Consider the following 12,647-nt stretch of genomic DNA (forward strand, 5'->3'; position numbering starts at 1 on the left):
AGTAACGATTGATGATCAAACCTGCTGTTTTCGCGATGCTTGCCAGCGTGTCTGCGCTGTTGCTCAGCCCTTCGAGCGTTGCCGCCAGCTTCGACTGTGACAAGGCCAAAGCGCCTGACGAAATTGCGATTTGCAAGAACGTCAGCCTCAACGACCAGGACGTGACCATGGCGTTGCTCTACGACCTGAACAAGCACTTCATGGCCATGGGCGGGCGCGGGTCATTGATGGACGGGCAGGCCGAATGGCTCAAACAGCGGCATGCCTGCGGGGCGAAAGTGAGTTGCCTGAGCACTGCTTATACGCAGCGGATTGGCCTGTTGCGCGGGTTCATTGATGAGTGGGTGATGACGAAAGGGCCGTTTTGAGCCAGCAATCCTAGGCAAAAAAGCAACCTGTGGGAGCTGGCTTGTTGTGGCGAGCAGGCTTTTCTGTGGGAGCTGGCTTGCCTGCGATAGCGATCTGTCAGCCACCACCGCTATCGCAGGCAAGCCAGCTCCCACATTTGACCGCATGCGGTTTTAGTACCTTACAGCGCAGCCAGCACCGCCTCGAGCTTCTCCTGATCCCGCGCAAACTGGCGAATGCCTTCGGCCAGCTTCTCGGTGGCCATCGCATCTTCATTCGACGCCCAACGGAATTGCGCTTCGGTCAATGGCTGACGCGCTTCGCCTTCTACGCCCGGCGCCAATTTGCGTTGCAGCACGCCGTTATCGTCAGCCAGTTTTTGCAGCAGGTCAGGGCTGATGGTCAGGCGGTCGCAACCAGCCAGTTCTTCGATCTGGCTCAAGGTGCGGAAGCTGGCGCCCATCACCACGGTGTCGATTTTATTGGCCTTGTAGTAGTTGTAGATACGCGTCACCGACTGCACGCCCGGGTCTTCGGCACCGGTGTAGTCCAGGCCGGTGTTTTTGCGATACCAGTCGTAGATGCGGCCCACGAACGGCGAGATCAAAAACACCCCGGCATCCGCGCAGGCCTGGGCCTGGGCGAAGGAAAACAGCAGGGTGAGGTTGGTCTGGATACCGGCTTTTTCCAGGCGCTCGGCGGTGCGGATGCCTTCCCAGGTGGAGGCCAGTTTGATCAGCACGTGGTCGCGGCCGACACCGGCCTGGTCATACAGGGCGATCAGCTGGTTGGCCTTGGCCCACAGCGCGTCTTCGTCGAACGACAAACGCGCGTCGACTTCAGTGGAAATACGCCCCGGAATCACCTTGAGAATGCCCGCGCCCACCGACACCGCAAAGTGATCGCAGGCCAGGTCCACATCGCCTTTGGACAGGCTCACGGCATTGCGCAGCAGCTCGGCGTATTCCGGGATGGCGGCGGCCTTGAGCAGCAGCGACGGGTTGGTGGTGGCGTCCACCGGGCGCAGGCGGCTGATGGCTTCCAGGTCGCCGGTGTCGCAGACCACGGTGGTGAATTGCTTGAGTTGTTCGAGCTTGGACGTCATGAGTGGCGGTCCCCAGGAAAAGAGTGAAGGTAGCTGTTGTACCATTTCCGGGGCGCCCTGTTTACCGCGCGTGCAAACCTGTCGCGGCCTTAAGGCTTCCAGGTCTGCACGTCCTGCGCATCCACCGCCTTGGCGTAAGGCGTGCCTGTCATCACCGCGATTTTCTTGCGAAATAGCGCCAAGCTTAAAGTTATGAAAAGCATTCGATAAATACTCTTTCGATCTGAGCTTAGGGCGCTTTTTGCAGCGTCCGACCAATCGGGCATAACCATAGAGTTATATGATTCTTTCATAATTTTGCGTGATTAATATAATAAAAAGCGAACTTTCCCGCGAAGACGCTTTATGACCTCACGCCGCCAGATCCATTTGTCAGCCTTCCTGTTGAGCGGCCCGGTGGTGCACAGCCACGCGGTATGGCGCCACCCCGAAACCGTCGGCAATTACCTCGACCCCGAGTACTACACGCGTATCGCCAAAGTCGTGGAGGAAGGCTTGTTCGACTTCCTGTTTTTCGCCGATCGCCTGGCCGTGGGCGACCAGATGGGCGGCTCCCGTGAGTTTGCCTTGCGCTACGGCGCCCAGGACGCCACGCGCCTCGACCCGCTGCCGATCCTGTCGTACCTGGTGGGCCAGACCACCAAACTCGGCCTGGGCGCGACCCGTTCCACCACCTATTACGAACCGGCGCATATTGCCCGCGAATTCGCCACCTTGGACCACCTGTCCAAGGGCCGCGCGGCGTGGAATATCGTCACCTCGATGAATGACAGCGAAGGGCGCCTGTTCGGCAAGGCCAAGCACCTGGAGCATGACCTGCGCTACGACCGCGCCGATGAGTTTGTCGAGGTCGCGCTGAAACTCTGGAACAGCTGGGGCAAGGACGCGCTCAAGCTCGACCGCGAAAGCGGCGTGCTCGCCGACCCGGCATTGATTACCTCGGTGCAACACCAGGGCGAGTGGTTCCGGGTTGAAGGCCCGCTGAATATCCCGCGTTCGCCCCAGGGCCGGCCGGTGCTGATCCAGGCCGGGTCTTCCGGGCGGGGTCGGCGCTTTGGCGCACGGTGGGCCGAGGCGATTTTTACCATTCACCCGCACCTGGCGGCGATGCAGTCCTTTCGCGATGACGTGCGCGCCCAGGTGGTGCAACAAGGCCGCGCCGCCGACAGCTGCAAAATACTCACCGCGGTGATGCCGTTTATTGGCGGCAGCGAAGCCGAAGCCCGCGCCAAGCGCGACCAGCACAACGCCCTGGCGCGGCCGGAGTTGGGGCTGGTGACACTGGCTTCGCAGCTGAATGTGGACCTGTCGCCGTTCCCGTTGTCGGCCACCCTGGCCGAGGTGGCGCAGTCGCCGCTTATCCACGGTGCAGCGGCGGAAAAGCTGCTGATGCAAGGCCCCGAGCTGACCCTGGAACAACTCGGCCGGATCTTCGCCAGCAGCGTGCGCGTGCCGCAACTGGTGGGCACCGGCGCGCAGATCGCCGACCAATTGGCTGAGTTGTTCGAGCAAGGCGGTTGCGACGGCTTTGTGATTTCGCCGGGGTACTTGCCGGGCTCGTTCACCGAATTTGTCGAAAGCGTGATTCCGCATTTGCAGCGCAAGGGCCTGTTCCGCACGGCGTACGAAGGTTCGACGTTGCGTGAGCACCTCGGTCTGGACTGATGCGCTCTATGTGGGAGCTGGCTTGCCTGCGATAGCGGTGGGGCAGTTTGCACCGTTGTTGACTGACACTGCGCTATCGCAGGCAAGCCAGCTCCCACATTTGGGCGGCGGTGTTTTTTATTGGGTACATCAATTTAAAAAGGGAATTGCGCATGGTTGCTTTCGATCACTTGACCCGTCGCCGTTTGCTCGGCATAGCGGGCATTTCCATGGCCGGCCTGGCGCTGCCCAGCCTGGGCTTTGCGGCCGACGAGCACGCCGGGCACGGCACGCCTGCGGAACCTGCAGGCACCGGCGAGTTCATCCGCCTCGACGCGCCGCGCAAGCTCAAACTGGCGGTCAACCTCAACGCCGTGTGCCTGGCGCCAGTGGTGATCGCCCACGGCCAGGGCTTTTTCACCAAGCACAACCTCGATGTGGAACTGGTCAACTTCGGCAACTCCACCGAAGTGCTGCTCGAAGCCATCGCCACCGGCAAGGCGGATGCCGGCATCGGCATGGCGCTGCGTTGGCTCAAGGCTCTGGAACAAGGCTTTGACGTCAAGCTCACCGCCGGTACCCACGGCGGTTGCCTGCGCTTGCTGAGTGCGGCGAACGGTGGCGTGAACAGGCTGGAGGACCTCAAGGGCAAGGCCATCGGCGTCACCGACATGGCCAGCCCCGACCGCAATTTCTTCTCGATCCTGCTGAAAAAGCACGGCGTCGACCCGGTGCGCGACGTCGAATGGCGCCTGTACCCGGCCGACCTGCTGGGCACCGCGCTGGAACGTGGTGAAGTGCAGGCGGTCAGCGGCAGTGACCCGTTCATGTACCGCCTGATCAAGTCCGGCGTGGCGCGGGAGTTGTCCACCAACCTGGTGGAGGCATACGCCAACCTCAGCTGCTGCGTGGTCGGCGTCACCGGCAAGCTGGTACGTGAAGACAAGCGCGTGGTCGCGGCGCTGACCCAGGCGATTCTGGAGGCCCACGACTATTCCGTGCAGCACCCCGAAGAAGTCGCCAAGGGCTTCCAGGCTTATGCGCTCAATACTACGACAGAAGAAGTGCAGGCGATCCTGCACGATCATACCCACGGCCACCATGCGGTCGGCGCGGCGCTGACGCAGGAAATCACCACTTATGTCACCGACCTGAAAACCGTCGAGGTGATCAGCAAAGGCACCGACCCGGTGGAGTTCGCCAAGGAGATCACCGCTGATGTCTTCAGTTGATGCAACCACCCTGAACCCAAGCCTGACATTCAAGGCCGGCTGGCAGGGCGCCACGGTGGTGGCTGCCTGGGTGGCCGTGGCGCTGTTGATCAGCTATTGGCCCAATGCCGTGCGCAATTGGCCGATGACCCAGGGGCTGGCCAATGTGTGCGTGGCGGTGGCTGCGCTGTTCATTCTGTTGAGCCTGCTGGGCCTGAGTTTTTCGCGGCTCGGCCAGCGCTTGCAAAAGACCGGGCCTTGGTTGATTGCCTTGCCGGTATTACTGGGTGTCTGGGAGCTGCTCACCGCCAAACTGGCGCTGCTGCCGGTGCCGTTTTTCGCGCCGCCCCAGGCCTTGCTTGCGGTGTATGTCGAAGACTATGCGCGCCTGGCCGACAGCCTGCTGCATTCGGCCTTGCTGCTGGGTTCGGGCGTGGCTTTGGGCGCTGCTACCGGGTTTGTCGCGGGCGTCTCCATCGGCTGGTCCACGCGCATCGGTTACTGGTTGCACCCGGTGCTGCGTATCCTCGGGCCGGTGCCGTCGACGGCGTTGCTGCCACTGTGTTTTTTCCTGTTTCCCAGCAGTTGGAGCGCAAGTGTTTTCCTGATCGCCCTGGCCACCTGGTTTCCGGTCACGGTGCTGACCTGGTCCGGCGTGGCGAGTGTCGATAAAGCCTATTACGACGTGGCACGCACCTTGGGTGCCAAGCCGGGCTTCCTGATTTTCAAAGTGGCGATTCCCGCCGCGTTGCCCCACGTGTTTGTCGGCCTGTTCATGGGCCTGGGCGCCTCGTTTTCGACCTTGGTGGTGGCGGAAATGATGGGGGTTAAATCCGGCATCGGCTGGTACTTGCAATGGGCTCAGGGTTGGGCCGCCTACGCGAACATGTACGCGGCATTATTGATCATGGCACTGGCCTGTTCGGGGTTGATCACCGGGTTGTTCCTGGTGCGTGACCGCTTGTTGGCCTGGCAGAAAGGAGCGATGAAATGGTAGCGCTGGCACAGGCAGTTCAACCCGCGCCCGGGCTGGCGCTGCGGATTGAGAACCTCAGCCATGGCTTTGCACTGGACGGGCAGCGTTTGCCGGTATTGGAGCGGGTTTCCCTGGAGGTGGCGCCCGGTGAATTCGTGGCGTTGCTGGGGCCTTCGGGGTGCGGCAAATCCACTTTGCTGCGCCTGGTGGCCGGGTTGGAACCGGCTGACTCCGGGCGTTTGCTGGCCGATGGGCACGCCATCACCGGCCCCGACCCGAGCCGCGTGGTGGTGTTCCAGGACCCGACCCTGTACCCGTGGCGCCGCGTGTGGGACAACGTCGCGCTGGGCCTGGAGGCTCAAGGCTTGCTCAAGACCCATTCGGCCAAGGTCGATCAAACCCTGGAAAAAGTTGGCCTCAGCGCCTTCGCGCACGCCTACCCTCGACAACTTTCCGGCGGCATGGCCCAGCGCGTGGCGTTGGCCCGTGCGCTGGTCAACCAGCCACGGCTGCTGATTCTGGATGAACCCCTGGGCAAGCTGGACTCGCTGACGCGCATCACCCTGCAAAAGGAGCTTATCGACCTGTGGCAGCGCCAGGGCTACACGGCGTTGCTGGTGACCCACGACGTGGAAGAAGCCTTGCTGCTGGCCAACCGCGTGATCGTGTTCAGCGACCGCCCGGCGAAGATCCAGGCGCAGTTGACCATTGACCGGCCCTATCCTCGGCATCGCGATGATGCCTATCTGGTGGGTTTGCGCCGGCAGATTCTGGGGTTGTTGGGGTTGGGGGAGAGCTGGTAGTTGTTGGTCTGATCGTTCCCACGCTCTGCGTGGGAACGCCGCTTGGGACGCTCCGCGTCCCGCAACCCCACAGTCTGACTGCATAGTCCTTGACACCGCCAACCCCATGCGCAAGGAACAACTCAGTTTTCGAAAATTGAGTTTCAGCGATGGCGAGAACCCATAAGCCAACCGATTTCGCAGATTTGCTAAAGCAATACGGCTTGGAAGTTATCGAGCTGGCGGGCCTCTGCAAAGCGGTCGACGGCAAAAGTCGGTACTTGCACTGGGATGAATTTCGTCGATACTCCACCTGGCCAGGGATGACGCCGAAGCCAACCTGAAGAAACTCGTATCCAAGGCCTAGGTGCGCTCAAACCTGCTCCTGCGCCCGCAACTGCACGCTCATCTCATCACAACTGTTTGCCCAGTCACTCAGCCACTGCGGCATGGGCGGTGAAGCTTCGGCCAAGCCGAGTTCGCGCACAAAGTCGGCCGGGGGCAGGGTGCCCTTGGCGGAGCGGAACAGGCCGCGCATCACCACCACGCCCACCACTCGGCCCTTGCTGATAAAACGATGCTCCATCAGGCTCCATTTGTGGTCCCAGCCGAGCATGCGGGTGTGTACCTCGAACACTTCAAAGAGCTTCAGCTCGCGGCGGAACTTGCCCCAGGTGTCGCCCACAATCGGCAACGCCTTGTTGCGCAGGGCCACGCGAAAAGCGCCGGTACGCAGCACAAAATCCATCCGCGCAACGTCTGCCAGGGTGAAGTACCGGCCGTTGGTGACGTGCCGGTTGATATCCAGGTCCAGCGGCCACACCCGCATGCGCACTACAGTGGTGTCCAAACCCTGCACGGGCTTGCGCCAGGGACGACGGAACAACATGAACAGCAATCGAAACCAGAGATTCATAAACGTGCCAGGCAGTTGATCAGAAGCCGCACTGTACGCAGCCGGAATCGGCTAAGGTAGGTGCGCAAATGACTTATTACATGCGAAAAACGCAAACAGGCTTTTTATGCACATTACCTTGCTCCTGGCCGATGATTGTTCTGCCGCCAACGCCACCCTGGTCCTGGAAATGCTCAGCGCCGCCAATCTGTTTGCCGACAGCCCACCCTTTGAGGTCTTGGTGGTCTCCCTGGACGGCCAGCCCGTCACCACGTGGAGCGGGCAGTGCATGCAGGTGGCGTGCGCGGCGGCGCAGGTGCGCCGCACCGACCTGATCCTGATCCCCGGTTTCCTGTTTACCCTCAAGCAGGCCCTGCCCACTTTTCCTGCCTACGGCCCGTGGCTGCGTGAGCAATATGCCCAGGGCGCGGTGCTGGCATCAATGTGCACCGCAGCTTTTTTGCTGGCCGAAAGCGGCCTGTTGCAAGGCTTGCGCGCTACCACCCACTGGGCGTTTGCCGAGCTGTTCCGGCGCCGTTACCCCGACGTGACCCTGGAGGACGCGCAGATCCTGTGTGAAGAAAACCGTGTAATCACCAGCGGTGGCGCCAGCGCGGCGATGGACCTGATGCTGCACCTGATCCGCCGCTTCGGTTCACCAGAGCTTGCGCATACCTGTGGCAAATACCTGTTGATCGACGGCGTGCGTACCGAGCAGTCGGTGTACGCCCTGTGGTCGTTGCCCAAGAACCACGGCGACGGCGAGATCCTGCGGGTGCAGCATTGGCTGGAGCAGCACTTTGCCCAGGCGTTGGTAATTGACGACGTGGCGCGGCGCTTTGGTTTTGGTGTGCGCAATTTCAAGCGGCGTTTCAAGGAGGCGACCGGCTATACGCCCGTGGGTTATGTGCAAACCCTGCGCCTGGAGCGGGCCAAGCAGATGCTGGAGTCCACGCGCATGACCCTCGAAAGCATCACCTACGCGGTGGGGTATGAAGACAGTAATTCGTTTCGCCGCCTGTTCCAGCAGCGCGTGGGGATGCTGCCGGCGGCGTATCGCAAGAAATTCCTCGCCACGGCCTGAATCAGCGACGTAGCTGCGCCTGCGCTTCAATACATTCCACCAGAAACTCCATCACCACTTTCACCGACGGTGAGCGGCGCATATCCGGGTAGACCGTCAGCCAGATATCACGCACCGGGCCGTCGCTGGGCGTAGGTAACCGGGTCAACAGCGGGTCGTGGTCGCCCACCAGGGTCGGCAGCACTACCGCGCCGACCTGCGCGCGAGCGGCCATTTGCTGGGTGATCAACTCGCTGGCGGCAAATACGATAGGGCGAGGGCCGCGCAGTTGGTGCAGCCAGGCTTGCTGGGGCAGGTGGTCGCGGCTGGCGTCGTAGGCGATGAAGGTCCATTGCGCTGCCGGCAAGTGTTCGAGCGCAGGTGCGGCGTACAAGCCGAAGCGCACCACGCCGACTTTGCGCCGCACCAGGGCTGCTTCGTCGGGGCGCACGGTGCGCAAGGCGATGTCGGCTTCGCCCTTGTCCAGCGCGGCCAGTTGAGTGGACGGCATCAGCACCAGATTCAGCTGCGGGTAGTGGGCGCGTAAACGCGCAAGCTGAGGTGCAATGCAGTGGTTGGCGATGGAGGGCGGGCAACTGACGCGCACAGTGCCGGCCAGTTCAATGGAGGCCACACGCGACAAGCGCATCACCTGCGTGGCCATATCGCCCATGCCCGCCGCCACTTGCGCCAAGGCCAGGCCTTGCGCCGTGAGCGGGCGGCTGCGGGGCAGGCGGTCCACCAGCTTTACGCCCAGGGCTTTTTCCAGTGCATCGACCCGGCGCCCGACGGTGGCGTGCTCCACCTGCAGCTCGCGGGCGGCGGCCGACAATGACTGGGTGCGGGCCAGCACGGTGAAGTAGTAGAGGTCCTGCCAATCGAACATCGGGTTATTTCCGCACAGAGGCTGGGAGGGATTGGGGAATATTCCAACCGAATAATCCCTTTTACCATGGCCGCTTCCCAGTGCAAACGGAGTTGTTCCCTGATGAAAGCCATTACCCTGCAAGCCTACGGCGGTCCCGATTTCGCCCAACTGCGCCATGATGTGGCCAAACCCCAGGTCACGGCCGGGCATGTGCTGGTCAAGGTGGCCTGCGCCGGGATTAATTTCATGGATATTCATACCCGCCAGGGCAAATACGCGGCGTCGGTGACTTACCCGGTGCGCTTGCCTTGCACCCTGGGCATGGAGGGCGCCGGCGTGGTGGTTGAGGTTGGCCCGGGCGTGAGCCACCTGGCCGTGGGCGACCGGGTGGCCTGGTGCATTGCCTGGGGCGCCTATGCCGAATACGCCAATGTGCCTGCCGACAAAGTCGCGCAGATTCCGAGCGCCATCCCCTTCGATCAAGCGGCTGCGGCGATGTTTCAGGGCTGCACCGCGCACTACCTGGTTGAGGACGTGGCGCGCTTGCAGGCAGGCAGCAGCTGCCTGATTCACGCGGCGTCCGGCAGCATCGGCCAGTTGTTGGTGCAGATGGCGCGGCGGTTGGGCGCGACCGTGTTGACCACCGGCAGCAGCGCCGAAAAATGCGCGATTGCCCGGCAACGTGGCGCCCACCGGGCCTGGACCTATGACGGCTTTGCCGATCAGGTGCTGCAAGCCACGGATGGGCGCGGAGTGGATGTGGTGTTTGATTCGCTCGGCAAAACCACCTTGCGCGAGAGTTTCCGTGCTTGCCGCACGCGGGGTTTGATCGTCAATTATGGCAACGTGTCGGGCTCACTGAGCGATTTGGACCCGATTGAATTGGGCGAGGCGGGCTCGCTGTTTTTGACCCGACCACGTCTGGCGGACCACATGGCCGACGGGGCGACCGTGCAGCGGCGTGCCAATGCGGTGTTCGCGGCGATGCTGGAAGGGGCGTTGAGCGTGGAGATCGAGGGCCATTACAGCCTGGAGACGGTGCAACAGGTACACGCGCGCATCGAGGCGCGCCAGCAGATCGGCAAGGCGGTGTTGTGGGTGGACCGAGACCTGCGCTGATTGGTGGGGTGAGTAGGCTTGTTGTGGCTAGCAAGCTTGCCACCGGCACTGCGTTAACCAGAAGTTGGGTGGGTACATGGCCAGATCGCAGGCGAAAAAAAACCGGCTGATCAGGCCGGTTTGGGGTGCCTCGCCAACAGCGAGGGTTATACGTGGTTGCTCTGCAGGCGATCCGAACCACCTTCAGCCAGGCCGCGTTCCTGCAGGCGATCAGCACCACCTTCAGCCAGGCCGCGTTCCTGCAGGCGATCAGCACCGCCTTCAGCCAGGCCGCGTTCCTGCAGGCGATCAGCACCGCCTTCAGCCAGGCCACGTTCCTGCAAGCGATCAGCGCCACCTTCGGCTATACGGCGTTCCTGCAGACGGTCAGAACCATTTTCGGCTACGTGGTTGCCTTGCAGGCGATCCGCGCCGCCTTCAGCGACAACCGGGTGGGCAAAAGCGTTGGCAGCCAGTACCGAGAAAGCGAGGCTAAGCAAGAGTTGGCGTTTCATGGTGGTGTGCTCCGAGAGTTGTAGTTGGGTGTTGCCGGGTATGGGTTTGATGGTACGCGTTGGATTTTTTAAGAGAACTTCATTGCGCTGATGGTGACTATCGACGCCAGCGATGGCCCGTTGTGGCGGGCCATCGTGCAGGCGCTCAAGGCATCTGCGGCAGTTCCTGAGGGCGCAGGTCAAACACCAGCACCTCGGCGTCTTCGCCCTGGCTCAGGCGGATCTGCCGCTCATTGCGCAGCCGTGCGCCGTCGCCTTCCTGCAAGCGTTGGCCATTGAGTTCGACGCTGCCGTGGGCCACGTGCACGTACACATGGCGGTCCACTGGCACCTCCAGGGTGGCGGCTTCATCGCCGTTGAACAGCCCGGCATACACCCGTGCATCCTGGCGAACGTTGAGCGAGCCATCCGTGCCTTCCGGCGAGATGATCAACTGCAAGCGCCCACGTTTTTGCGCCGCGCTGAAGTGCTCCTGCTGGTAGCGCGGTTCGGCGCCGACCACATTCGGCACAATCCAGATCTGCAGGAAGTGCACGCCATGGCTCTGGCTGTGGTTGAACTCGCTGTGGGCCACGCCGCTGCCGGCGCTCATCAGTTGCACGTCGCCAGGGCGGATCACCGAACCGGTGCCCAGGGTGTCCTTGTGTTCCAGGGCGCCTTCGAGCACATAGGAGAAAATCTCCATGTCCCGATGCGGGTGCTGGCCGAAGCCTTTGCCGGCGGCGACGCGGTCATCGTTGATCACCAGCAGGTCGGAAAAACCCTGCTCCTTGGGATCCCAGTAGTTGGCAAACGAGAAGGTGTGGAACGACTTCAACCAACCGTGATTGGCGGCGCCGCGTTCCGAGGCTTTGCGAAGGGTCAGCATGGTCTTGTCCTCAAGTGAGCGCTGGCTGCGAAATGCAGGGCGCTTGCGTTGAGAAGAAGGTTAATGGTTTTCCAGTGATTCATTAATAAGCTGAAAATTGAATTAATGTCTCATTTTAGTTGACAGTTTCAAGCGTGCCATAATGCCGTCCCGACTCCCGTTACGATGGACTTGCTCTTGATGAAAACCGTGGCCATGGCGCTGTTTCCAGACTTCCTGCTGCTCGATATGGCCGGGCCGCTGGAGGTGTTTTCCATAGCCAATCGCTACTTGCCGGCGTCGGAGCATTATCGGATCCTGACGATCGGTACCGAGCCCGGTCCGCTGCGCGCCTCCAATGGCGTGCACGTGCATGCCGACCTGCAACTGGCGCATGCCGATGAGGCCTACGACCTTCTGCTGGTGCCCGGCGGGCCTGGCGCTTATAACGAATGCCATCCGGCTCTGCTGCCTTGGCTGCGGGCCGCAGCGCCTCGGGCACGGCGCTTCGGTTCGATCTGCACCGGCGCCTTTGTGCTGGGGCACGCCGGGCTGCTCGACGGCCACCGCGTCACCACGCACTGGCACTACACCGACCGCCTGATCAAAGGCTTTCCCAAGGCCACCGTCGAAACCGATCGCATTTACTTGCAGGATGGCCGCTTGATTACCTCCGGCGGGGTCACTGCCGGCATCGACCTGGCGCTGTCGATCATCGCCCAGGACCATGGCCGGCAGGTGGCGGTCGACGTCGCCAAGGTGCTGCTGGTGGTGATGAAACGCCAGGGCGGGCAGGCTCAGTTCAGCCCGATGACCGCCGCCGTCGCGCCGCTGGAAACCCCGATCACCCGCGTGCAGAACCAGGTGCTGGCGCAGTTGGATCAGCCATTGAGCATCGTGTCCATGGCCGCGCTGGCGGGCATGAGCGCGCGCCATTTTGCGCGGCTGTTCGCCAAAGAGGTGGGCATGACGCCCATGGCCTTTGTGCAAGGCGCGCGTATCGACCGTGCCCGGCACCTGCTGGAAAGCACAGACCTGCCGCTCAAGACCGTGGCTTTCCGCGCAGGCTTCGGCAGCGTGCGGCATATGCGCTTTCTGTTCAGTGAAAAACTCGGCCTTAACCCCACGCAGTACCGCCAACAGTTCAGTTGACGCCGGAATGTCCGTCTGGCTGCCCTGATTGTCCGTGTCGCTCCCTGTGCCAGCATTGTCCTGTCACGCATAGCTGGCAAGATAGCCCCAGGCCCCTTGAAAGGAGGCGCAGGCGCCCAAGGCCGGGTGTTCCAGCGCTGTCA

At 62.1% G+C, this 12,647-nt stretch carries 13 protein-coding genes; 9 read left to right on the forward strand and 4 right to left on the reverse strand.

Annotated features, from left to right (window positions below):
* Positions 1-11 precede the first annotated feature (11 nt).
* A complete protein-coding gene (locus AOA62_RS02680) occupies positions 12-368 on the forward strand; it encodes a lysozyme inhibitor LprI family protein (RefSeq protein WP_099547753.1) in 357 nt (118 codons plus the stop codon).
* Positions 369-529: 161 nt separating this feature from the next.
* On the opposite strand, the gene tal is transcribed toward AOA62_RS02680, so the two are convergent.
* Positions 530-1,453 (reverse strand): transaldolase, encoded by a 924-nt coding sequence (tal, locus tag AOA62_RS02685; RefSeq protein ID WP_099547754.1) that lies wholly within the window; start codon positions 1,451-1,453, stop codon positions 530-532.
* A 345-nt stretch (positions 1,454-1,798) separates the two neighbouring features.
* Between tal and AOA62_RS02690 the strand changes: the two genes are divergently transcribed.
* The 4 genes from AOA62_RS02690 to AOA62_RS02705 all read left to right on the forward strand — a co-directional run bounded on the left by AOA62_RS02690 (position 1,799) and on the right by AOA62_RS02705 (position 6,087).
* Positions 1,799-3,118 (forward strand): LLM class flavin-dependent oxidoreductase, encoded by a 1,320-nt coding sequence (locus AOA62_RS02690; RefSeq protein ID WP_099547755.1) that lies wholly within the window; start codon positions 1,799-1,801, stop codon positions 3,116-3,118.
* Positions 3,119-3,270: 152 nt separating this feature from the next.
* On the forward strand, positions 3,271-4,329 hold the full coding sequence (locus tag AOA62_RS02695) for an ABC transporter substrate-binding protein (protein WP_099547756.1): 1,059 nt from the start codon (positions 3,271-3,273) through the stop codon (positions 4,327-4,329).
* Entirely contained in the window at positions 4,316-5,305 is a 990-nt protein-coding gene (locus tag AOA62_RS02700; protein WP_099547757.1) for an ABC transporter permease, read from the forward strand. Before AOA62_RS02695 ends, AOA62_RS02700 begins: the two co-directional genes overlap by 14 nt.
* Positions 5,299-6,087: an ABC transporter ATP-binding protein gene (locus AOA62_RS02705; RefSeq protein WP_099547758.1), complete on the forward strand. Its 789-nt coding sequence runs from the start codon at positions 5,299-5,301 to the stop codon at positions 6,085-6,087. Before AOA62_RS02700 ends, AOA62_RS02705 begins: the two co-directional genes overlap by 7 nt.
* A gap of 352 nt (positions 6,088-6,439) precedes the next feature.
* Here the strand turns inward: AOA62_RS02705 and AOA62_RS02710 are convergent, their stop codons facing one another.
* The gene (locus AOA62_RS02710) at positions 6,440-6,982 is read right to left on the reverse strand and encodes an acyl-CoA thioesterase (RefSeq protein WP_099547759.1); all 543 of its coding nucleotides are present in this window, start codon (positions 6,980-6,982) and stop codon (positions 6,440-6,442) included.
* Between the two features lie 106 nt (positions 6,983-7,088).
* On the opposite strand from AOA62_RS02710, the gene AOA62_RS02715 reads away from it, so the two are divergent.
* Entirely contained in the window at positions 7,089-8,045 is a 957-nt protein-coding gene (locus AOA62_RS02715) for a GlxA family transcriptional regulator (protein ID WP_099547760.1), read from the forward strand.
* 1 nt (position 8,046) lies between these two features.
* Here the strand turns inward: AOA62_RS02715 and AOA62_RS02720 are convergent, their stop codons facing one another.
* A complete protein-coding gene (locus AOA62_RS02720; RefSeq protein WP_099547761.1) occupies positions 8,047-8,910 on the reverse strand; it encodes a LysR family transcriptional regulator in 864 nt (287 codons plus the stop codon).
* A 102-nt stretch (positions 8,911-9,012) separates the two neighbouring features.
* Between AOA62_RS02720 and AOA62_RS02725 the strand changes: the two genes are divergently transcribed.
* Together AOA62_RS02725 and AOA62_RS31700 are read left to right on the forward strand one after the other, a co-directional pair.
* Positions 9,013-10,011 (forward strand): quinone oxidoreductase, encoded by a 999-nt coding sequence (locus AOA62_RS02725; RefSeq protein ID WP_099547762.1) that lies wholly within the window; start codon positions 9,013-9,015, stop codon positions 10,009-10,011.
* Positions 10,012-10,163: 152 nt separating this feature from the next.
* Positions 10,164-10,529, forward strand: coding sequence for a hypothetical protein (locus AOA62_RS31700; protein WP_158235112.1), 366 nt, complete (start codon positions 10,164-10,166; stop codon positions 10,527-10,529).
* Between the two features lie 121 nt (positions 10,530-10,650).
* Here the strand turns inward: AOA62_RS31700 and AOA62_RS02735 are convergent, their stop codons facing one another.
* A complete protein-coding gene (locus AOA62_RS02735; RefSeq protein ID WP_099547764.1) occupies positions 10,651-11,373 on the reverse strand; it encodes a pirin family protein in 723 nt (240 codons plus the stop codon).
* A gap of 180 nt (positions 11,374-11,553) precedes the next feature.
* On the opposite strand from AOA62_RS02735, the gene AOA62_RS02740 reads away from it, so the two are divergent.
* Positions 11,554-12,504 carry a GlxA family transcriptional regulator gene (locus AOA62_RS02740; RefSeq protein ID WP_017137750.1) on the forward strand — a complete coding sequence of 317 codons (951 nt, stop codon included), beginning with the start codon at positions 11,554-11,556 and terminating at the stop codon, positions 12,502-12,504.
* The last annotated feature ends 143 nt before the right edge of the window (positions 12,505-12,647 follow it).

It is taken from the genome of Pseudomonas sp. 2995-3 (assembly GCF_002742565.1).
GTDB lineage: Bacteria > Pseudomonadota > Gammaproteobacteria > Pseudomonadales > Pseudomonadaceae > Aquipseudomonas > Aquipseudomonas edaphica.

Excerpts from the sequence above, each read along its gene's own strand:
- AOA62_RS02680 (WP_099547753.1), top strand. The coding sequence starts at position 12 with ATGATCAAACCTGCTGTTTTCGCGATGCTTGCCAGCGTGTCTGCGCTG.
- tal (WP_099547754.1), bottom strand. The coding sequence starts at position 1,453 with ATGACGTCCAAGCTCGAACAACTCAAGCAATTCACCACCGTGGTCTGC.
- AOA62_RS02690 (WP_099547755.1), top strand. The coding sequence starts at position 1,799 with ATGACCTCACGCCGCCAGATCCATTTGTCAGCCTTCCTGTTGAGCGGC.
- AOA62_RS02695 (WP_099547756.1), top strand. The coding sequence starts at position 3,271 with ATGGTTGCTTTCGATCACTTGACCCGTCGCCGTTTGCTCGGCATAGCG.
- AOA62_RS02700 (WP_099547757.1), top strand. The coding sequence starts at position 4,316 with ATGTCTTCAGTTGATGCAACCACCCTGAACCCAAGCCTGACATTCAAG.
- AOA62_RS02705 (WP_099547758.1), top strand. The coding sequence starts at position 5,299 with ATGGTAGCGCTGGCACAGGCAGTTCAACCCGCGCCCGGGCTGGCGCTG.
- AOA62_RS02710 (WP_099547759.1), bottom strand. The coding sequence starts at position 6,982 with ATGAATCTCTGGTTTCGATTGCTGTTCATGTTGTTCCGTCGTCCCTGG.
- AOA62_RS02715 (WP_099547760.1), top strand. The coding sequence starts at position 7,089 with ATGCACATTACCTTGCTCCTGGCCGATGATTGTTCTGCCGCCAACGCC.
- AOA62_RS02720 (WP_099547761.1), bottom strand. The coding sequence starts at position 8,910 with ATGTTCGATTGGCAGGACCTCTACTACTTCACCGTGCTGGCCCGCACC.
- AOA62_RS02725 (WP_099547762.1), top strand. The coding sequence starts at position 9,013 with ATGAAAGCCATTACCCTGCAAGCCTACGGCGGTCCCGATTTCGCCCAA.
- AOA62_RS02735 (WP_099547764.1), bottom strand. The coding sequence starts at position 11,373 with ATGCTGACCCTTCGCAAAGCCTCGGAACGCGGCGCCGCCAATCACGGT.
- AOA62_RS02740 (WP_017137750.1), top strand. The coding sequence starts at position 11,554 with ATGAAAACCGTGGCCATGGCGCTGTTTCCAGACTTCCTGCTGCTCGAT.